General features: G+C 60.8%; 18 protein-coding genes and 1 pseudogene. 18 read left to right on the plus strand and 1 reads right to left on the minus strand.

All coding sequences use genetic code 11. The features are described from left to right. Nucleotides 1–41: 41 nt before the first annotated feature. The 16 genes from ccoN (B2X67_RS07355) to B2X67_RS07430 all read left to right on the plus strand — a co-directional run bounded on the left by ccoN (B2X67_RS07355) (nt 42) and on the right by B2X67_RS07430 (nt 15324). Complete coding sequence (ccoN, locus tag B2X67_RS07355; protein WP_090229298.1) at nt 42–1466, plus strand: cytochrome-c oxidase, cbb3-type subunit I; 1425 nt, start codon at nt 42–44, stop codon at nt 1464–1466. 12 nt (nt 1467–1478) lie between these two features. Next, nucleotides 1479–2090 (plus strand): cytochrome-c oxidase, cbb3-type subunit II, encoded by a 612-nt coding sequence (gene ccoO, locus B2X67_RS07360; protein WP_273229210.1) that lies wholly within the window; start codon nt 1479–1481, stop codon nt 2088–2090. A gap of 4 nt (nt 2091–2094) precedes the next feature. Next, nucleotides 2095–2280 (plus strand): cbb3-type cytochrome oxidase subunit 3, encoded by a 186-nt coding sequence (locus tag B2X67_RS07365; RefSeq protein ID WP_090229305.1) that lies wholly within the window; start codon nt 2095–2097, stop codon nt 2278–2280. Continuing rightward, entirely contained in the window at nt 2277–3215 is a 939-nt protein-coding gene (gene ccoP / locus B2X67_RS07370) for a cytochrome-c oxidase, cbb3-type subunit III (protein ID WP_273229211.1), read from the plus strand. The genes B2X67_RS07365 and ccoP (B2X67_RS07370) overlap by 4 nt, the downstream gene beginning before the upstream one ends. 325 nt (nt 3216–3540) lie before the next feature. Further along, nucleotides 3541–4968, plus strand: coding sequence for a cytochrome-c oxidase, cbb3-type subunit I (gene ccoN, locus B2X67_RS07375; RefSeq protein ID WP_273229212.1), 1428 nt, complete (start codon nt 3541–3543; stop codon nt 4966–4968). Between the two features lie 14 nt (nt 4969–4982). Continuing rightward, nucleotides 4983–5594 (plus strand): cytochrome-c oxidase, cbb3-type subunit II, encoded by a 612-nt coding sequence (gene ccoO, locus B2X67_RS07380; protein WP_286785086.1) that lies wholly within the window; start codon nt 4983–4985, stop codon nt 5592–5594. A 6-nt stretch (nt 5595–5600) separates the two neighbouring features. After that, nucleotides 5601–5789 (plus strand): cbb3-type cytochrome oxidase subunit 3, encoded by a 189-nt coding sequence (locus B2X67_RS07385; RefSeq protein WP_273229347.1) that lies wholly within the window; start codon nt 5601–5603, stop codon nt 5787–5789. After that, entirely contained in the window at nt 5786–6742 is a 957-nt protein-coding gene (ccoP, locus tag B2X67_RS07390) for a cytochrome-c oxidase, cbb3-type subunit III (RefSeq protein WP_273229213.1), read from the plus strand. The genes B2X67_RS07385 and ccoP (B2X67_RS07390) overlap by 4 nt, the downstream gene beginning before the upstream one ends. Before the next feature lie 115 nt (nt 6743–6857). Then, nucleotides 6858–8270, plus strand: coding sequence for a cytochrome c oxidase accessory protein CcoG (gene ccoG / locus B2X67_RS07395; protein WP_286785087.1), 1413 nt, complete (start codon nt 6858–6860; stop codon nt 8268–8270). 12 nt (nt 8271–8282) lie between these two features. Continuing rightward, on the plus strand, nt 8283–8780 hold the full coding sequence (locus B2X67_RS07400; RefSeq protein WP_286785088.1) for a FixH family protein: 498 nt from the start codon (nt 8283–8285) through the stop codon (nt 8778–8780). Between the two features lie 8 nt (nt 8781–8788). Next, entirely contained in the window at nt 8789–11257 is a 2469-nt protein-coding gene (locus tag B2X67_RS07405; protein WP_286785089.1) for a heavy metal translocating P-type ATPase, read from the plus strand. Beyond that, entirely contained in the window at nt 11254–11460 is a 207-nt protein-coding gene (ccoS, locus tag B2X67_RS07410; protein ID WP_090229327.1) for a cbb3-type cytochrome oxidase assembly protein CcoS, read from the plus strand. The genes B2X67_RS07405 and ccoS overlap by 4 nt, the downstream gene beginning before the upstream one ends. Further along, complete coding sequence (locus B2X67_RS07415) at nt 11453–12160, plus strand: sulfite exporter TauE/SafE family protein (RefSeq protein ID WP_273229217.1); 708 nt, start codon at nt 11453–11455, stop codon at nt 12158–12160. Before ccoS ends, B2X67_RS07415 begins: the two co-directional genes overlap by 8 nt. A 226-nt stretch (nt 12161–12386) precedes the next feature. Beyond that, nucleotides 12387–13769, plus strand: coding sequence for an oxygen-independent coproporphyrinogen III oxidase (gene hemN / locus B2X67_RS07420; protein ID WP_273229219.1), 1383 nt, complete (start codon nt 12387–12389; stop codon nt 13767–13769). Between the two features lie 164 nt (nt 13770–13933). After that, nucleotides 13934–14668, plus strand: coding sequence for a fumarate/nitrate reduction transcriptional regulator Fnr (gene fnr / locus B2X67_RS07425; RefSeq protein WP_273229220.1), 735 nt, complete (start codon nt 13934–13936; stop codon nt 14666–14668). 107 nt (nt 14669–14775) lie between these two features. Further along, nucleotides 14776–15324, plus strand: coding sequence for an adenine phosphoribosyltransferase (locus B2X67_RS07430; protein WP_273229221.1), 549 nt, complete (start codon nt 14776–14778; stop codon nt 15322–15324). An 8-nt stretch (nt 15325–15332) separates the two neighbouring features. On the opposite strand, the gene B2X67_RS07435 is transcribed toward B2X67_RS07430, so the two are convergent. Next, nucleotides 15333–16010, minus strand: a complete 678-nt coding sequence (locus B2X67_RS07435; RefSeq protein ID WP_376747759.1) for a TetR family transcriptional regulator — start codon at nt 16008–16010, stop codon at nt 15333–15335. A gap of 114 nt (nt 16011–16124) precedes the next feature. Between B2X67_RS07435 and B2X67_RS07440 the strand changes: the two genes are divergently transcribed. Then, nucleotides 16125–17651 (plus strand): flavin-containing monooxygenase, encoded by a 1527-nt coding sequence (locus tag B2X67_RS07440; protein WP_286785091.1) that lies wholly within the window; start codon nt 16125–16127, stop codon nt 17649–17651. Nucleotides 17652–17662: 11 nt separating this feature from the next. Next, a pseudogene (locus B2X67_RS07445) lies at nt 17663–18523 on the plus strand (SDR family NAD(P)-dependent oxidoreductase); the annotation flags it as partial. Nucleotides 18524–18561: the final 38 nt, after the last annotated feature.

An 18561-nucleotide genomic window follows, 5' to 3' on the forward strand; every position in this document is an offset into this window, starting at 1 on the left:
TTACTAGAAATCTGCCCAAAACCGTGGATGGAAGCCCATACATGAACACAGCAACCAGTACCGCCTACAACTACAAGGTGGTCCGCCAATTCGCCATTATGACGGTGGTTTGGGGAATCGTCGGGATGGGGCTCGGCGTATTCATCGCCGCCCAATTGGCCTGGCCGGAACTTAACCTTAATCTTCCCTGGACCAGCTTCGGTCGTTTGCGACCACTGCATACCAATGCGGTGATCTTCGCTTTCGGCGGTTGCGCATTGTTTTCCACCACCTACTACGCAGTGCAACGCACCTGCCAGACGCGCCTCTTCGCACCGAAGCTGGCGGCTTTCACATTCTGGGGCTGGCAATTGGTGATCGTGCTCGCAGCGGTAACTCTGCCGCTGGGTTACACGACCTCAAAAGAATACGCCGAGCTGGAATGGCCCATCGACCTGTTGATTACGGTGGTGTGGGTAAGCTACGCAATCGTCTTCTTTGGCACCCTGATCACCCGAAAAACCACCCACATCTACGTGGGTAACTGGTTCTTTGGGGCGTTCATCCTGACCGTCGCCCTGCTGCATGTGGTGAACAACCTGGAAATCCCGGTTACCTTCACCAAGTCCTACTCGCTTTACTCGGGTGCGACCGATGCAATGATCCAGTGGTGGTATGGCCACAACGCAGTAGGCTTCTTCCTCACTGCAGGCTTCCTCGGGATGATGTACTACTTCGTACCGAAGCAAGCCGGTCGCCCGGTTTACTCCTACCGCCTCTCGATCGTGCACTTCTGGGCACTGATCGCCGTTTACATCTGGGCAGGTCCTCACCACCTGCACTACACCGCGCTTCCGGACTGGGCCCAAAGCCTGGGCATGGTTATGTCGCTGATTCTTCTGGCTCCGAGCTGGGGCGGCATGATCAACGGGATGATGACGCTCTCTGGTGCCTGGCACAAACTGCGTACCGACCCGATCCTGCGCTTCCTGGTCGTATCGCTTGCCTTCTACGGCATGTCGACCTTCGAAGGCCCGATGATGGCAATCAAGACCGTCAACGCGCTCTCTCACTACACCGACTGGACGATCGGTCACGTACACGCTGGCGCTCTTGGCTGGGTAGCGATGGTCTCCATCGGTTCGCTCTACCACATGATTCCGAAGATCTTTGGCCGCGAGCAGATGCACAGCGTCGGCTTGATCAACGGTCACTTCTGGCTCGCAACCATCGGCACCGTACTCTACATCGCCTCCATGTGGGTAAACGGTATCGCCCAGGGCCTGATGTGGCGCGCAGTAAACGAAGACGGAACTCTGACCTACTCCTTTGCTGAAACGCTGGTAGCGAGCCACCCAGGCTTCGTAGTCCGCGTTATCGGTGGCGCGATCTTCTTCAGCGGCATGCTGCTGATGGCCTACAACACCTGGCGCACCGTGCGTGACGCCGAGCCGGCGCAGATCGAAGCTTCGGCGAAGATGGCCTAAGGAGAGCTCGCGATGAAAAAGCATGAAATTCTTGAGAAAAACGTCGGCTTGCTCGCCCTGTTCATGGTTCTGGCAGTAAGCATCGGCGGCCTGGTTCAGATCGTGCCACTGTTCTTTCAGCAGGAAACTACGCAGCCGGTCGAGGGCCTCAAGCCATATACCGCACTGCAGCTGGAAGGCCGCGACATCTATATTCGTGAAGGCTGCGTAGGTTGCCATTCGCAGATGGTCCGTCCGTTCCGCGCCGAAACTGAGCGCTACGGCCACTACTCGGTCGCCGGTGAAAGCGTATGGGATCACCCCTTCCTCTGGGGCTCCAAGCGTACCGGCCCGGACCTGGCTCGTGTCGGCGCTCGCTACTCTGACGATTGGCACCGTGCGCACCTGTACAACCCGCGCAACGTCGTCCCCGAATCGAAGATGCCTGCATATCCCTGGCTGGTCGAAAACCGTCTCGACGGCAAAGATACCGCAGCGAAACTAAAGGCCATGAAAACCCTGGGTGTTCCTTACACCGATGACGACATCGGCGCCGCTGCCGATTCCGTCAAAGGAAAAACCGAGATGGACGCGTTGGTCGCCTATCTGCAGGTTCTGGGAACCTCACTGAAGAATAAACGGTAACGCTATGGATATCGGGACTCTACGCGGGCTGGGCACGGTGTTGGTGTTTGTAGCTATCGTCGGCGTCGTGCTTTGGGCCTACAGCAGTCGGCGTAAGCAAAGCTTCGATGAAGCCGCCAATTTGCCTTTCGCTGATGAGCCCAAAACCAAAGCGTACGACCAGCAAGATTCTAGGAGTAACAACGAATGACTTCTTTCTGGAGTTGGTACATAACCCTCCTGACCATCGGCACGTTAGTGGCGCTGCTCTGGTTGGTTTTCGCCACTCGCAAGGGCGAACAAAAAGGCAGTACCGATCAGACGCTGGGGCACTCCTTCGATGGCATCGAGGAGTATGACAATCCGCTGCCGAAATGGTGGTTCCTGCTTTTCGTTGGGACCATCGTCTTTGCAATTGTTTACTTGGCACTTTATCCGGGCCTTGGCAACTGGAAAGGTGTACTCCCGGGTTATGAAGGCGGCTGGACTCAAGACAAGCAATGGCAGCGTGAAGTTGACAGAGCGAATGCCGAGTACGGCCCAATCTTTGCCAAGTACGCATCGATGAGCATCGCCGATGTTGCTAAGGATGAGCATGCTCTGAAAATGGGTGGACGTCTCTTTGCAACCTACTGTTCGGTTTGCCACGGATCGGATGCCAAAGGCGCGGTTGGCTTTCCCAATCTCACCGATAGCAACTGGCGCTGGGGCGGAGATCCCGACACCATCAAGACCAGCATCCTGCAAGGTCGCATCGCCGCCATGCCAGCATGGGGCGAGATCCTCGGCGAAGATGGCGTGAAGAACGTGGCGGCCTACGTTCGGCAAGAGCTTGCCGGACAAAAGCTGCCGGAAGGCGTCCAGGTTGACATAGCGGCAGGCCAGCAGGTTTTCAATGGGAACTGTGCAGCTTGCCACGGGGCAATGGGCCAGGGGACACCTATGATGGGCGCACCTGACCTGACACACCCTGCTGGTTGGATCTATGGCTCCAGCCTCGCTCAAATACAGCAGACAGTGCGCTACGGCCGTAACGGCCAAATGCCGGCCCAATCAGATCACCTTGGTAACGATAAGGTTCATCTGCTTGCCGCTTACGTGTACAGCCTTTCGCAACAGCAGCCTGAACACGTAGCAGGTAAATAAGCCCGGGCTGATGGCGGCGCGGAAGCGCCGCCATTTTTCTTTCACAAAACCAATATGCGACCAAGCGTCGCACTACCCATCTACTCTCGCCCCTCCTCCCCCAAAGCCATCCGCTAAGCTAAGGCTCTTGCGGCGCCGGCTGCGCCCGGAACTCATGGGCTATACCCACGAGCCTACCCTTACTAAAGAGCAGATAGTCGGCTAACACAACGCCTAGCGATAGATCAGGTTGCCGGCAACATCATTGCATTGGCTAGGGGCTTTCTACATACTGCCGCCGCTTTTTTGCCCCTTTGATTCCTCCATTAACCGTGGAACCCTTAGCATGAGCACAGCAATCCATCAAACTGCTTATAACTACAAGGTGGTCCGCCAGTTCGCCATTATGACGGTGATCTGGGGGGTCGTTGGAATGGGACTTGGTGTCTTGATTGCTGCGCAGCTAGTGTGGCCGGAGCTTAATTTCGACACGCCATGGGCCAGTTTTGGCCGCCTGCGACCGCTTCATACGAACGCGGTAATTTTCGCTTTCGGAGGATGTGCGCTCTTTGCTACGTCATATTATGTCGTGCAGCGGACATCGCAAACGCGCCTTATCTCTGACGGCCTGGCTGCGTTCACATTTTGGGGATGGCAGGCGGTAATAGTACTAGCAGTGATAACCCTGCCGCTGGGTTACACTTCTTCGAAGGAGTACGCCGAGCTTGAATGGCCCATCGACATACTGATCACCATTGTATGGGTCAGTTACGCGATTACTTTTTTCGGCACGATAGTCAAACGTAAGACCAAACATATTTATGTTGGAAACTGGTTTTACGGCGGATTCATTTTAACGGTCGCGCTGCTCCACGTCGTGAACAACATGGAACTGCCTGTAGGTGCCTTCAAGTCTTACTCCCTTTACTCGGGTGCCACCGATGCAATGATCCAATGGTGGTATGGCCATAACGCGGTCGGTTTCTTTCTGACTGCGGGCTTTTTGGGAATGATGTATTACTTTGTTCCCAAACAAGCCGAGCGCCCTATCTATTCCTATCGTCTCTCAATCGTGCACTTCTGGGCATTGATCTCTGTCTATATTTGGGCAGGTCCTCACCACTTGCACTACACCGCGCTGCCGGACTGGGCACAGAGCCTGGGCATGGCGATGTCGATCATTCTCCTGGCGCCGAGCTGGGGCGGCATGATCAACGGAATGATGACGCTGTCTGGTGCCTGGCACAAACTGCGTACCGACCCGATCCTGCGCTTCCTGGTCGTATCGCTTGCCTTCTACGGCATGTCGACCTTCGAAGGCCCGATGATGGCGATCAAGACCGTCAACGCTCTCTCCCACTACACCGATTGGACAATTGGCCACGTGCACGCCGGCGCGCTCGGCTGGGTGGCGATGATCTCAATCGGCTCGCTGTACCACCTGATCCCTAAGGTCTTTGCTCGTCAGCAAATGCACAGCGTGGGATTGATCAATGCGCACTTCTGGCTCGCTACGATCGGCACAGTGCTCTATATCGCATCGATGTGGGTTAACGGCATCACCCAAGGCTTGATGTGGCGTGCAATCAACGAAGACGGCACTCTCACCTACTCCTTCGTCGAGGCACTGGAAGCCAGCCATCCAGGTTATCTGGTTCGCATGATTGGTGGCGCGTTCTTCCTCAGCGGCATGTTGCTGATGGCATACAACACATGGCGCACTGTGCGCTCAGCCAAGCCGGCCGAATATGAAGCTGCCGCTCAGATCGCCTAAGGAGCCGACGTAAAATGAAGCAACACGAAATAGTCGAGAAGAACGTCGGTTTGCTGGCGCTGTTCATGGTCTTGGCGGTGAGTATCGGCGGTCTCGTTCAGATCGTTCCGCTGTTTTTCCAGGCCGAGACCAACACGCCCGTCGAGGGCATGCAGCCACGTACCGCCCTCCAGCTTGAAGGCCGCGATATCTACATACGCGAAGGCTGCGTGGGCTGCCACTCGCAGATGGTTCGCCCATTCCGCGCCGAAACGGAGCGCTACGGTCACTATTCGGTAGCAGGCGAAAGCGTATGGGATCACCCCTTCCTCTGGGGCTCCAAGCGTACTGGCCCGGATCTCGCGCGGGTAGGCGGACGATACTCGGACGACTGGCAACGTGCGCACCTCTACAACCCCCGCAACGTCGTTCCCGAGTCGAAGATGCCGGCTTATCCGTGGCTGGTCGAAAATCGCCTGGATGGAAAGGACACTGCCCGCAAGCTGGAGGCCATGCGCACCCTGGGCGTACCCTACACCAACGAAGATATCGCTGGAGCCAGGGATGCCGTTAAAGGCAAGACTGAAATGGACGCGCTCGTCGCGTTCCTGCAGTCCTTGGGCACCTCAATCAAGAACAAACGGTAACGCATGATGGACATAGGGACTATTCGTGGGCTGGGCACCCTGCTGGTGTTCGTCGCCTTTGTCGGTCTGGTGATCTGGGCCTACAGCAGCAAACGCAAAAGAAGCTTCGACGAAGCTGCCAACCTGCCTTTCGCCGATGAACAGATCCCGTCCGCAGAGCGCGACGAGCAAGCTTCTAGGAGTAAAAGCGAATGACCACTTTCTGGAGTTGGTACATCACTCTGCTGACCAGTGGGACGATACTGGCCCTGCTGTGGCTGATCTTCGCGACGCGCAAGGGCCAACGCCCCGAGGCGACAGAAGACACCGTGGGCCACGCGTTCGATGGAATCGAGGAATATGACAACCCGCTGCCCAAATGGTGGTTCATGCTGTTCCTCGGCACGATCATTTTCGCCATCGGCTACCTGGTGCTTTATCCCGGGATGGGCAACTGGAAAGGCCTTCTGCCGGGTTATAGCGAGGTAAAGGAAGGCAAGCCGTTTGAAAATGGCCAAGCCGGTTGGACGGGCGTGCATCAGTGGGAAAAGGAGATGGACCGCGCCGATCAACAGTACGGCCCGTTGTATGCGAAGTACGCGGCGATGCCGGTAGAGGAAGTCGCCAAGGACCCTCAGGCATTGAAAATGGGCGGGCGCCTGTTTGCCTCCAACTGCTCGGTCTGCCATGGTTCTGATGCGAAGGGAGCTTATGGCTTCCCGAATCTGACCGATAACGACTGGCTATATGGCGGCGAAGCGGCCACGATCAAGACCACCATTCTCAAGGGTCGCCAGGGCGCCATGCCGGCGTGGCTGGCAGTCATCGGTGAGGACGGAATCAAGAACGTGGCGGGTTACGTGCGTAGTCTTTCCGGGTTAAAAAATCCGGACGGAATCGACCTTGCCGCAGGTCAAGAGATATTCAAAGCCAACTGTGTAGCCTGTCATGGACCTGAAGGGAAAGGCACCCAAGCCTTGGGCGCCCCGAATCTCAGTGACAAGATTTGGCTGTACGGCTCAAGCTTCAATCAGGTTCAACAGACTCTGCGCTATGGCCGTAACGGCCGCATGCCCGCTCAGGAAGAGCACCTCGGCAACGACAAAGTGCACCTTCTGGCCGCCTACGTTTACAGCCTTTCGCAACAACCTGCTGGCGCGGAGAAGTAACGCTCAGGCGCGATCCTGCCGGACATCGACAGGGCCACGCATGACATACGCGGCAGGAAAACTGACCCAGACCGGCATGTACCGGTCTGGGCATCCTTAAAGCCGTGGTATGAGTATGACTGAGCAGATCCCCGTTCGAGATGTCACCCCACCGGTCAAAGCCGTCGACAACGTCGACCTTTACGCCAAGCGTGAAAAAATCTACACCCGAGCCTTCACCGGGTTGTTTCGCAACCTTCGCCGTGTAGGCGGCGCACTGCTCTTCCTTCTCTACTTCGGTACTGCGTGGATCAACTGGGGCGGCCATCAGGCGGTCTGGTGGAACCTGCCGGAGCGCAAGTTCTACATCTTCGGCGCCACTTTCTGGCCACAGGACTTCGTTCTACTCTCCTGGCTGCTGATCATCTGCGCCTTCGGCCTGTTCTTTATCACGGTGTTCGCCGGGCGCGTATGGTGCGGGTACACCTGCCCACAGAGCGTTTGGACCTGGATATTCATGTGGGCGGAAAAGGTCAGTGAAGGCGACCGCAACCAGCGCATGAAACTGGATAAGGCGCCGATGAGTGCCAACAAGTTCTTCCGCAAGCTGGCCAAGCACAGCATTTGGATTGGTGTCTCGCTGATCACCGCCATCACCTTCGTCGGTTACTTCACACCGATACGCGACCTCGTGCCTGACCTGCTCGCATTCAACATAGATGGCTGGGCGCTGTTCTGGGTTGGCTTCTTTACCCTGGCGACTTATGGGAATGCCGGCTATCTGCGTGAGCAGGTCTGCGTCTACATGTGCCCCTATGCGCGCTTCCAGAGCGTGATGTTCGACAAGGACACCCTGATCGTGTCCTACGACCCACGCCGCGGCGAAACACGTGGGCCGCGCAAGAAAAGCGTCGACTACAAGGCCCAGGGCCTGGGCGATTGCATCGACTGCACCATGTGCGTCCAGGTGTGCCCCACCGGCATCGACATCCGTGACGGTTTGCAGATCGAATGCATCGGCTGCGCCGCCTGCATCGATGCCTGCGACACCATCATGGACAAGATGAACTACCCGCGCGGGCTGATCAGCTATACCACCGAGCACAACCTTTCCGGACAGAAGACCAACCTGCTGCGCCCTCGCCTTGTCGGCTATGCGGTCGCGCTGGTGGCGATGATCGTTTTGTTCGCCTATGCGATCTCGGCGCGCCCGCTGGTTCAGATCGATGTGCTCAAGGATCGTGTGTTGTACCGCGAGAACGAGGAAGGCAGGATCGAGAACGTCTACACGCTGAAACTGATGAACAAGGCCCAGCATGACGTGACCCTGGTGATCGAAGCGGACGGTATCGAAGGCCTGCAGTATCAGGGCAAGGCGGAGGTCCGAGTCGCGGCAGGCGAGGTCCTCTCGATCCCCGTCGAACTTTCCGTCGACCCAGAGAAACTGCCATCGAGCACCAACAAGGTCATGTTCCGCATCAGATCCGCCGATGACTCCACCCTCGAAAACGAAGCCGACAGCCGATTCATCGGCCCAAGCATTCGCTAACCAAGGATTCTTATGCAAGCCGAAGTAGTAAGCAGTTGGTACAAGCAACCTTGGGCGTGGTTCGTCATCGCGTTGCTGGCATTTTCCGTGGTTCTTGGGCTGTCCCTGCTGACGATCGCAATCCGCAACTCCGACAGTCTCGTGGTGGACAACTATTACGACGCAGGCAAAGGCATCAATACATCGCTGGACCGTGAGGTGCTCGCGCGCCAGTTGAAGATGAGTGCAGAGCTGGTGATGGACGAAAACACCGGCGTCGCTGAAATCCATCTTAACGGCATCAGCCAGCCGCAGCAGATCGTGCTCAACCTGATCTCGCCCACCCAGCCGGAAAAAGATCGGCGAATAGTGCTGCAACCGCAGGGCGACGGTGTCTATCAGGGGCAAACCCAGGAGCCGATCGAAGGCCGTCGCTTCGTTGAGCTGCTTGGCACGGAGGGCGGCAAGGACTGGCGCCTGTTCGAAGAAGAGGAAGTCGCTCCCGGTCGGCAAATCCTGCTCGGCGACTGAGCCGCCGCATGAGCAGTACGCCCGTATCCTGCTATCACTGCGGCCTGCCGGTCACCACCGGCGACCGCTTCCAGGCCCGCGTGCTGGGCGAGACGCGGGCCTTGTGCTGTCCAGGTTGCCAGGCGGTCGCCGAAGCGATCATCGCTGGCGGACTGGAGAGCTACTACAAGCACCGAAGCGAAACCTCGGCGAACCCGGAAGCCCTGCCCCGCGCCCTCACCGATGAACTCGCGCTGTACGACCGCAGCGACATACAGCAGCCGTTCGTGCGCCACGAGAATGATCTCGCCAGCACCAGCCTGATGATCGAAGGGATAAGTTGCGCGGCCTGCGGCTGGCTGATCGAAAAGCATCTGCGCGGTGTCGATGGCATCGCCGAGGTGCATCTCAATCTGTCCAACCAGCGGCTACAAGTGAGCTGGGACGATGCCCGAACTCCACTGAGCCAGTTGCTTCACGAGTTGCGTCGGATTGGCTATGCCGGCTACCCGTATCAGGCCGACGCAGCCGCCGAGCGGCTCAATCAGGAAAACCGCCGTGCGCTGCGGCAGCTGGGACTGGCCGGGCTGCTGTGGATGCAGGTGATGATGGCGGCCATGGCTACATGGCCCGAGTTCAACCTCGATCTATCGCCGGAGCTGGACACGATCCTGCGCTGGGTCAGCCTGTTCCTCACCACACCGATCGTCTTCTACTGCTGCGGCTCGTTTTTCCGCGGCGCACTACGCGACCTGCGCACCCGTCACCTGACGATGGACGTCTCGGTGTCGCTGGCGATCGGTGGCGCCTACCTCGCCGGCATCTGGTCGACGGTGACAGGCGTTGGTGAGCTGTACTTCGATGCCGTCGGCATGTTCGCCCTGTTCCTTCTCTCCGGCCGCTATCTCGAACGCCGCGCCCGCGAACGCACCGCCGCCGCCACCGCGCAACTGGTCAACTTGCTGCCGGCCTCCTGCCTGCGACTGGATTCGGTGGGCCAGAGCGAGCGCATTCTGCTCAGCGAGTTGATGATCGGCGATCGGGTGCTGGTGCCGCCCGGCTCGCTGCTGCCTGCCGACGGGCGCATTCTCGAGGGTCAGTCGAGCATCGACGAATCGCTGCTGACAGGCGAGTACCTTCCCCTTGCACGCGCCCAGGGCGACAGCGTTACCGCAGGCACGCTCAACGTCGAAGGCCCCCTGAAGGTCGAGGTTCAGGCCTTGGGCGACGATACCCGTCTTTCGGCGATCGTCCGCCTGCTGGAGCGTGCCCAGGCGGATAAACCACGGCTCGCGGAACTGGCCGATCGTGTGGCTCAGTGGTTCCTCCTGATAGTGCTGGCCATCACGGCCGCAGTCGGCCTCTACTGGTGGCAGATCGATCACCAACGTGCCTTCTGGATCGTCCTCGCACTGCTGGTCGCCACCTGCCCCTGTGCTCTGTCGCTGGCAACGCCTACTGCGCTGACCACGGCCACCGGAAGCCTTCACAAGCTCGGCCTGCTGCTAACCCGTGGGCACTTCCTCGAAGGCCTGAACCGCATCGATACGGTCATCTTCGACAAGACGGGAACGCTCACCGAAGGTCGGCTGACCCTCGGCGGGATTCACCCGCTGCGTGATCTCGATGCCGACACCTGCCTGGCCCTCGCCGCCGCGCTGGAGAACCGCTCCGAACACCCGATCGCCAAGGCGTTCGGCCGCACCCCCCAGGTCGCCGAACGGGTCGAAAGCGCCCCGGGGCTTGGGCTCGAAGGCTGGGTCGAGGGCCGCCAGCTACGCATCGGTCAGCCCGCCTTCGTCGCCTCGCTCGCGGCCGGGCCGGCTCCCGAGATACCGGGTGATCAGGGCCAATGGTTGTTGTTGGGTGACAACCTGGGGCCGCTCGCCTGGCTGGTGTTGAACGACCGTCTGCGCGCGGATGCTCCCGCGCTCGTCGACGCCTGCCGCGCGCGCAACTGGAAGGTACTGCTGCTTTCCGGCGACAGCTCGCCGATGGTGGGCGAGATCGCCGCACAACTCGGCATAGATGACGCCCGCGGAGGACTTACCCCCGAAGCCAAGTTGACCGTTCTTCGCGAGCTGCGCGACAGCGGAAGGCATGTACTGATGCTCGGTGACGGGATCAACGACGTACCGGTGCTCGCCGCCGCGGACATCAGCGTCGCCATGGGCTCGGCGACTGACCTGGCAAAGACCAGCGCCGACGCCGTGCTTCTCTCCAATCGCCTCGACAGCCTGGTTCAGGCGTTCCGTATCGCCCGGCGCACTCGACGCATCATCATCGAAAACCTCGGTTGGGCGTGCTTGTACAATGGCTGCGTCCTGCCCTTCGCGGCGGTTGGCTGGGTGACTCCGCTGTGGGCGGCGTTGGGCATGTCGCTTAGTTCGCTGCTGGTGGTACTGAATGCGTTGCGCCTGTCCCTGGCGAGCGACGACGTCCGACCCATGGCGCCCCTGCCCGCCCGGCCTGAGACCGTCCAAATGGAGCATCCATGACCGCGCTGTATGTAATGATCCCAATCGCCGTGATAGTCGTCGGCCTCGCCATCTGGCTGTTCTTCTGGGCCGTCGATTCGGGCCAGTACGACGATATGGAAAGCCCGGCCCACAGCATTCTTTTTGACGACGAAGACCCACGCCACCAGGCGGGCATCGACGAAGCCGAAGGACGTCCTGCCAAGGAACGCCCGCTTGACTGAGTTGCTGCCACTGATGGTCTCCGCGTTCATCCTCGGCCTGCTGGGGGGCGGTCACTGCCTGGGCATGTGCGGCGGACTCATGGGAGCGCTGACCATGGCCACCCCACCCGAGCAGCGTGGACGCCGGCTACAGCTGCTGATTGGCTACAACCTCGGACGGATACTCAGCTACGCCAGCGCCGGACTGCTGATCGGCAGCGCCGGCTGGGCAGTCGCGAAAAGTCCGGTGGCCCTGGGCATGCGCATCGCGGCGGGCCTGTTGCTGATCGTCATGGGGCTGTATCTGGCCGGCTGGTGGAGCGGCCTCGTCCGCATCGAGGGGCTTGGCGGCCGGCTCTGGCGCTACCTCCAGCCGCTGAGCAAACGCCTTTTGCCCGTCAACAGCCTGCCACGCGCGCTACTGTTCGGCGCGTTGTGGGGCTGGCTGCCCTGCGGGCTCGTCTATAGCACACTGCTGTGGTCGGCCAGCCAGGGCAACGCGCTGCATAGCGCGCTGTTGATGCTGGTCTTCGGACTTGGCACCTGGCCCGTGCTGCTCGCCACCGGCCTCGCAGCCGAGCGCCTGACCGCCCTGCTGCGAAAGCGCGGCGTGCGCATCGCCGGAGGGCTCTTGGTCATCCTCTTCGGTATCTGGACTCTGCCCGGCCCACACCAGGCCCTGCTGATGGGGCACGCTGGGCACACTTCAAGCCAGCATTGACGCAGCTTTGGGCACCATGTGTCAGCCGTGGCAGCGGCACCACCGCGCGCCCTGAATGCGAGGCAGCTCATCCCTGTATCGATAGCGAATCCGGACCGAAAGACCTCGTCACCGACCGCTCGGGACGTACGAAAAGCCCTCTGCCAGAGCTGGTTGATGCAGGTCAAGGAGGCCCACGGCCGCGCCTCCTAGACTTGCCCGACCTGAATGCTACGGTACCGCCGCAATGCACAACTCCATCTGCTGGGACACCAATCTGATCCGCCGCTACGATATGGCCGGACCACGCTACACCTCCTACCCAACGGCAGTGCAGTTCAACAACGGCGTCGGTTCGTTCGATCTGCTTCATGCGCTTCGCGACAGCCGCAAAGCCATGCGCCCGCTGTCGCTTTACATCCACGTGCCGTTCTGCGCCAACATTTGCTACTACTGCGCCTGCAACAAGGTGGTCACCAAAGACCGCGGTCGCGCCCTGCCTTATCTCGAGCGGCTGGAAAAAGAGATCGAACTGATCGCCTGCCATCTCGACCCGCACCAGACCGTGGAGCAACTGCACTTCGGCGGTGGTACCCCGACGTTCCTTAGCCACGACGAACTGCGTCGGCTCATGGGCCATCTGCGCAAACACTTCAATCTGCTGGATGACGACTCAGGCGACTACGGTATCGAGATCGACCCGCGCGAAGCCGACTGGTCGACCATGGGTCTGCTCCGCGAGCTCGGCTTCAACCGCGTGAGCCTGGGTGTTCAGGATCTCGATCCCGACGTACAGCGCGCGGTGAACCGTCTGCAGAGCCTCGAAGAAACGCGCGCCATCGTCGATGCCGCACATACCCTGCAGTTCCGCTCGGTAAACATCGACCTGATCTACGGCCTGCCCAAGCAGGACCCGGAACGCTTCGCCCGTACAGTCGAGGAAGTCATCGCCCTGCAGCCGGATCGCCTGTCGGTGTTCAACTACGCACACCTGCCGGAACGCTTCATGCCGCAGCGGCGGATCAACGCTGCCGAGCTGCCGAGCCCGGCGAAAAAACTGGAAATGCTGCAGACCAGCATCGACCAGTTGACCGCGGCAGGTTATCGCTACATCGGCATGGACCACTTCGCCCTGCCGGACGACGAGCTGGCCATCGCCCAGGAAGATGGCACTCTGCAGCGCAACTTCCAGGGCTACACCACTCATGGTCACTGCGATCTGATCGGCCTTGGCGTCTCGGCCATCAGCCAGATCGGCGATCTTTACAGCCAAAACAGCAGCGATCTGAACAACTACCAGCAGAGCCTGGACAGCAACCAGCTGGCGACACTACGCGGGCTGCAGTGCAACGAGGATGACCGGGTCCGCCGGGCGGTCATCCAGCAACTGATCTGCGAGTTCCAGCTGGATTTCGCCGACATCGAACGGGCCTACTCGATCGATTTCCGCAACTACTTTTCCGAAGTCTGGCCGCAGCTGCAGCAGATGGCACGCGACGGGCTGATCGACCTGACGGAGGAACGCATCGAGGTTCGTCCCTCGGGCCGCCTGCTGGTACGTTCCGTCTGTATGCTGTTCGATCATTACCTCGCACAGCAGAACACCCAGCGCTACTCGCGGGTCATCTGAAGGCGCATGCCTCTGCGGCATCGCAGAGGCTCGTTCGGCACGCCACACCTCACTGCTCCCCTTGCTCCGCCGCCCTTGTAACCGGGGCGGACATCTGTCGACTGGCCCTTGTTCCCCGGCTGGAGTAACCTTGCCGCTGAATTCGTCAGACCAGGTACCCCCTCATGTCCGAGTCGATCAAGGTTCGTGGACAACATCAGGCTCACTGCAAGGATTGCAGCCTGGCTCCGCTGTGCTTGCCGCTATCGCTGAATATGGAAGACATGGACGCGCTCGACGAAATCGTCAAGCGTGGCCGTCCGCTCAAGAAGGGGGAATTCCTGTTCCGCCAGGGAGATGTCTTCGGCTCCGTGTTCGCGGTGCGCTCCGGGGCGTTGAAAACCTTCAGCGTGACCGACGACGGCGAAGAACAGATTACCGGCTTCCACCTGCCCAGCGAGCTGGTCGGCCTTTCCGGCATGGATACGGAGCTCTATCCGGTCTCCGCGCAGGCGCTGGAAACCACCTCGGTCTGCGAGATCCCCTTCGAGCGCCTTGACGAGCTGGCGGTACAGCTGCCGCAGTTGCGTCGCCAGTTGATGCGCGTGATGAGCCGCGAGATCCGCGACGACCAGCAGATGATGCTGTTGCTGTCGAAGAAGACGGCCGACGAGCGCATCGCCACCTTCCTGGTCAACCTGTCCGCGCGCTTCCGCGCCCGCGGCTTTTCCGCCAGCCAGTTCCGTCTGTCGATGTCGCGCAACGAGATCGGCAACTACCTTGGCCTCGCGGTCGAAACCGTCTCCCGCGTGTTCACCCGCTTCCAGCAGAACGGTCTGCTGGCGGCTGAGGGCAAGGAAGTTCACATCCTCGACCCGATCGAGCTGTGTGCCCTGGCCGGAGGCAATCTGGAGGGCTGATTCTCCCCTCCGATCTGATTCAAACGACGCGCCTGCGGCTCCTTGCCCAGGCGCGTTTATCTTGGCGCGCCATGGCGCCAGTTCCCACTCAAGCCACAGGTTCCTCGATGATCTTCGACGAATTCGCCATCAAATCCGTTATCCGTCCGGTCGTGGACTTCCCCAAGCCGGGCGTGGTGTTTCGTGATATCACGCCGCTGTTCCAGTCGCCGCGCGCATTGCGGATGGTTGTGGACAGCTTCATCCAGCGCTATGTGGAAGCAGAATTCAGTCACGTCGGCGCCCTCGATGCCCGCGGCTTCCTGCTCGGTCCCATCATCGCCTACGAGCTGAACAAGCCGCTGATCCTGTTCCGCAAGAAGGGCAAGTTGCCGGCCGATCTGCTGGTGGAAACCTATTCCACCGAGTACGGCGATTCGGTCATCGAAGTGCAGCGCGACAGCCTGTGCGAGGGCGACTCCGTGTTGCTGATGGATGACTTGATCGCCACCGGCGGGACGCTGATCGCCGCCGCCAACCTGGTCAAGCGCATGGGCGCCAGCGTCTACGAAGCCGCCGCGATCATCGACCTTCCGGAACTGGGCGGCTCGACCAAGCTGAGCGACACCGGTATTTCCACCTTCACCCTCACCGCCTTCGCCCTCGACGAACGCTGAGTCGCGGTTCAGCCGCGCCGCTCCAGGCTATCGAGCAGGCTCGCGCCGATGAACAGATCGATGATCATCTCTTCCGCCTGGGCACTCAGCGAGGCGCGCCGATCCACCTGCTCCAGATAGTCCAGTGACGACTGGAACAGGTGGCGACTGACCAGCGAGGACAGTCGCAGCAGCGTTTCCCCCTCGAGCCCACCGAGAAGTCCGAGCTCCAGCATATCCTCGGCCATGTCACGGGCGAACGCCTCCATCACCTCGCGCAACGCGGCGCGCAAGACCGGGGAAGCACCGTGCAACTCGCGGACACCCACGATGAAACCGCTGGGATTCTGCTCGACGAAACGGAAGTACAGGCGAACCGTTTCGCGGCATACCAGGCGACTGCGCCCCAGGTCGACTCCCAGCACCATCGGCCCTATTGGTCCGTTCGCTTGCGCGCGCTGCGCCGCCTCCCGACGCAATTCGCGCAGCGGCTGGCGCAACTGCTCGGAGAGGTCCTGGACCAGCGCCAGTCCCAGTGCATCGAGACTGTCGAAATGCCGATAGAAGGTATTTGGATTGAGCCCCGCTTCGCGCGCGAGTTCCCGCAAACTCAGGCTGCCCAGGCTGCGCGACCCCGCCACTAGGCGTAACGCCGCCTGCATCAACTGTTGCTTCCCCGCTGCCCTTTCCTGCTGAAGCCGAACCATCGTTTACCTCGCGCCGCACACTCAACGGAGGTTAGGTTGCGCGATAGGTATACAGTTGTCTACCTTTCGTGGGAGTCGCTTTCAATCGCGGCGAACTACAAGAGGATTTTCGCCATGACACTCCCCTCGGCTACAACTCCCGTCACGCGCTGCAAGATCGCCATCATCGGCACCGGGTTTTCCGGCCTTGGCATGGCGATGCGCCTGAAACAACGCGGCGAAGAGGACTTCCTGCTGTTCGAAAAGGACCAGGGCGTCGGCGGGACCTGGCGAGTCAACAACTACCCCGGTTGCGCCTGCGACGTGCAATCCCACCTCTACTCGTTTTCCTTCGAGCCGAATCCGAACTGGACGCGGATGTTCGCCCGCCAGCCGGAAATCAGAAGCTACCTGGAAGCCTGCTGGATGAAGTACGACCTGCAGGAGAAAACCCGGCTGGGGTGTGAAATCACGCGCCTGAGCTGGGACGAGCCCGAACAGCGCTGGCGGATCGAAGATCGCCATGGCCGGCAATACAGCGCGCAATTCGTCGTTTCCGGCATGGGCGGCTTGTCGACGCCCGCTATTCCGGCGTTGAACGGGCTGGAGAACTTCTCCGGCGCCCGGTTTCATTCGCAGCAGTGGGACCACGACTTCGATCTCGCCGGCAAGCGCGTGGCGGTGATCGGCACTGGCGCCTCGGCGATCCAGTTCGTGCCGCACATCCAGCCGCGGGTCGCGCACCTGGACCTCTACCAACGCACGCCGCCGTGGATCATGCCCAAGCCGGATCGGGCGATCAGTGCGCGCGAGCAGTGGCGTTTCAGACGCTTTCCCCTGCTGCAGAAGGCCTGGCGCGGGGCGCTCTACGGCATGCTGGAAAGCCGCGTGATCGGCTTCTCCCTCAGCCCTCGGCTGATGAAGTTCGCCGCGGAGATCGCCAAGCGACACCTTCACAAGCACGTCCGGGACCCGGCGCTGCGGGCCACGCTCACGCCGGACTACGTGATGGGCTGCAAGCGCGTGCTCATTTCCAACGACTACTACCCCGCGCTGACCCGGCCCAACGTCGCCGTGATCACCAGCGGGATCCGCGAGATTCGCGCCAACAGCATCGTCGACCTGGACGGAACGGAGCGGCCCGTCGACGCGATCATCTTCGGCACCGGTTTCACGCCCAGCGATCCGCTGCCGCGCGGGGTGATCTTCGGTCGCGACGGCGTCGACCTGCTCGACACCTGGCCGCTCGGCCCGGAGGCCTACAAGGGCACACTCACCGAGGGCTTTCCCAACCTGTTCTTCCTGATGGGCCCCAACACCGGGCTCGGCCACAACTCGATGGTCTACATGATCGAATCGCAGATCAGCTACGTGCTCGGCGCGCTGGAACACCTGCAGCGCGACGGACTGTCGAGCCTGGAGGTCAAGGCCGAGGCACAGCGCCAATTCAACGGAACGTTGCAGAGCAACCTCGGCAATACGGTATGGAATGCCGGCGGTTGCAAGAGCTGGTATCTGCACCCCATCAGCGGTCGCAATTGCACGGTGTGGCCCGGATTCACCTGGCGTTTCCGCCAACTGACCAGGCACTTCGACGCCGACGCCTACCGCTTCGCAACACCGCAGCCGGCCCTTACGCCTCGGCCTGCCGTTCAACCATAGGAGCTCGAAGCATGAAGACGTTCGCCAACAAGGTCGCCGCCATCACCGGCGCCGGCTCCGGCATCGGCCGGGCATTGGCCCTGGACCTCGCACGTCGCGGTTGCCACCTGGCACTCAGCGACGTGAACGAGGACTCGTTGCGACACACCGCCGAACAGGCCCGCACGCTTGGCGTGCAGGTGAGCGAATCCCGCGTGGACGTCAGCGATGCCGTCGCCATGCAGCGCTGGGCGGGCCAGGTAGCGGCCGAACACGGCAGGATCAACCTCATCTTCAACAACGCCGGGGTCGCCCACGGCGGCACGGTCGAAGGCAGCGAACTGTCCGATTACGAATGGATCATGGGCATCAACTTCTGGGGAGTGGTGCACGGCAGCAAGGCGTTCCTGCCTCACCTGCGCGCCTCCGGGGACGGACATGTCATCAACGTCTCCAGCGTCTTCGGCCTCTTCGCCCAGCCAGGCATGAGCGCCTACAACGCCAGCAAGTACGCGGTGCGCGGCTTCACCGAATCCCTGCGCCAGGAGCTGGACCTCGCGGCCTGCGGGGTATCCGCCAGTTGCGTGCACCCCGGCGGGATACGCACCAACATCGCGAAAACCGCGCGGATGAATGACAGCCTGACGGCGATCACCGGCCAGGACAGCGAGAAGGCGCGCCAGCAGTTCCACGACCAGTTGCTGCGAACCACACCCGAGCAGGCCGCCGCGGTGATCCTCGACGGCGTGCTGCGCGATCGCCGGCGTATTCTCATCGGTTCGGATGCCCGTGCCGCGGATTGGATGCAGCGGCTGCTGCCGGCGCTCTACCAGCGTCTGGTCACGGCGGCGACACGTATCGGCGCGCGCAGGTCGAGCAGGACGAGCGACAAGATCGGCAGCGTCACGGATTTATCCGACCTTGCCGGTCG

This window comes from Pseudomonas sp. UBA3153, assembly GCF_002364635.1.
In the GTDB taxonomy this organism is placed as follows: domain Bacteria; phylum Pseudomonadota; class Gammaproteobacteria; order Pseudomonadales; family Pseudomonadaceae; genus Pseudomonas_O; species Pseudomonas_O kuykendallii.

Coding starts and splice junctions, on each gene's coding strand:
- ccoN (WP_090229298.1), top strand. CDS start 42: ATGAACACAGCAACCAGTACCGCCTACAACTACAAGGTGGTCCGCCAA.
- ccoO (WP_273229210.1), top strand. CDS start 1,479: ATGAAAAAGCATGAAATTCTTGAGAAAAACGTCGGCTTGCTCGCCCTG.
- B2X67_RS07365 (WP_090229305.1), top strand. CDS start 2,095: ATGGATATCGGGACTCTACGCGGGCTGGGCACGGTGTTGGTGTTTGTA.
- ccoP (WP_273229211.1), top strand. CDS start 2,277: ATGACTTCTTTCTGGAGTTGGTACATAACCCTCCTGACCATCGGCACG.
- ccoN (WP_273229212.1), top strand. CDS start 3,541: ATGAGCACAGCAATCCATCAAACTGCTTATAACTACAAGGTGGTCCGC.
- ccoO (WP_286785086.1), top strand. CDS start 4,983: ATGAAGCAACACGAAATAGTCGAGAAGAACGTCGGTTTGCTGGCGCTG.
- B2X67_RS07385 (WP_273229347.1), top strand. CDS start 5,601: ATGGACATAGGGACTATTCGTGGGCTGGGCACCCTGCTGGTGTTCGTC.
- ccoP (WP_273229213.1), top strand. CDS start 5,786: ATGACCACTTTCTGGAGTTGGTACATCACTCTGCTGACCAGTGGGACG.
- ccoG (WP_286785087.1), top strand. CDS start 6,858: ATGACTGAGCAGATCCCCGTTCGAGATGTCACCCCACCGGTCAAAGCC.
- B2X67_RS07400 (WP_286785088.1), top strand. CDS start 8,283: ATGCAAGCCGAAGTAGTAAGCAGTTGGTACAAGCAACCTTGGGCGTGG.
- B2X67_RS07405 (WP_286785089.1), top strand. CDS start 8,789: ATGAGCAGTACGCCCGTATCCTGCTATCACTGCGGCCTGCCGGTCACC.
- ccoS (WP_090229327.1), top strand. CDS start 11,254: ATGACCGCGCTGTATGTAATGATCCCAATCGCCGTGATAGTCGTCGGC.
- hemN (WP_273229219.1), top strand. CDS start 12,387: ATGCACAACTCCATCTGCTGGGACACCAATCTGATCCGCCGCTACGAT.
- fnr (WP_273229220.1), top strand. CDS start 13,934: ATGTCCGAGTCGATCAAGGTTCGTGGACAACATCAGGCTCACTGCAAG.
- B2X67_RS07430 (WP_273229221.1), top strand. CDS start 14,776: ATGATCTTCGACGAATTCGCCATCAAATCCGTTATCCGTCCGGTCGTG.
- B2X67_RS07435 (WP_376747759.1), bottom strand. CDS start 16,010: ATGGTTCGGCTTCAGCAGGAAAGGGCAGCGGGGAAGCAACAGTTGATG.
- B2X67_RS07440 (WP_286785091.1), top strand. CDS start 16,125: ATGACACTCCCCTCGGCTACAACTCCCGTCACGCGCTGCAAGATCGCC.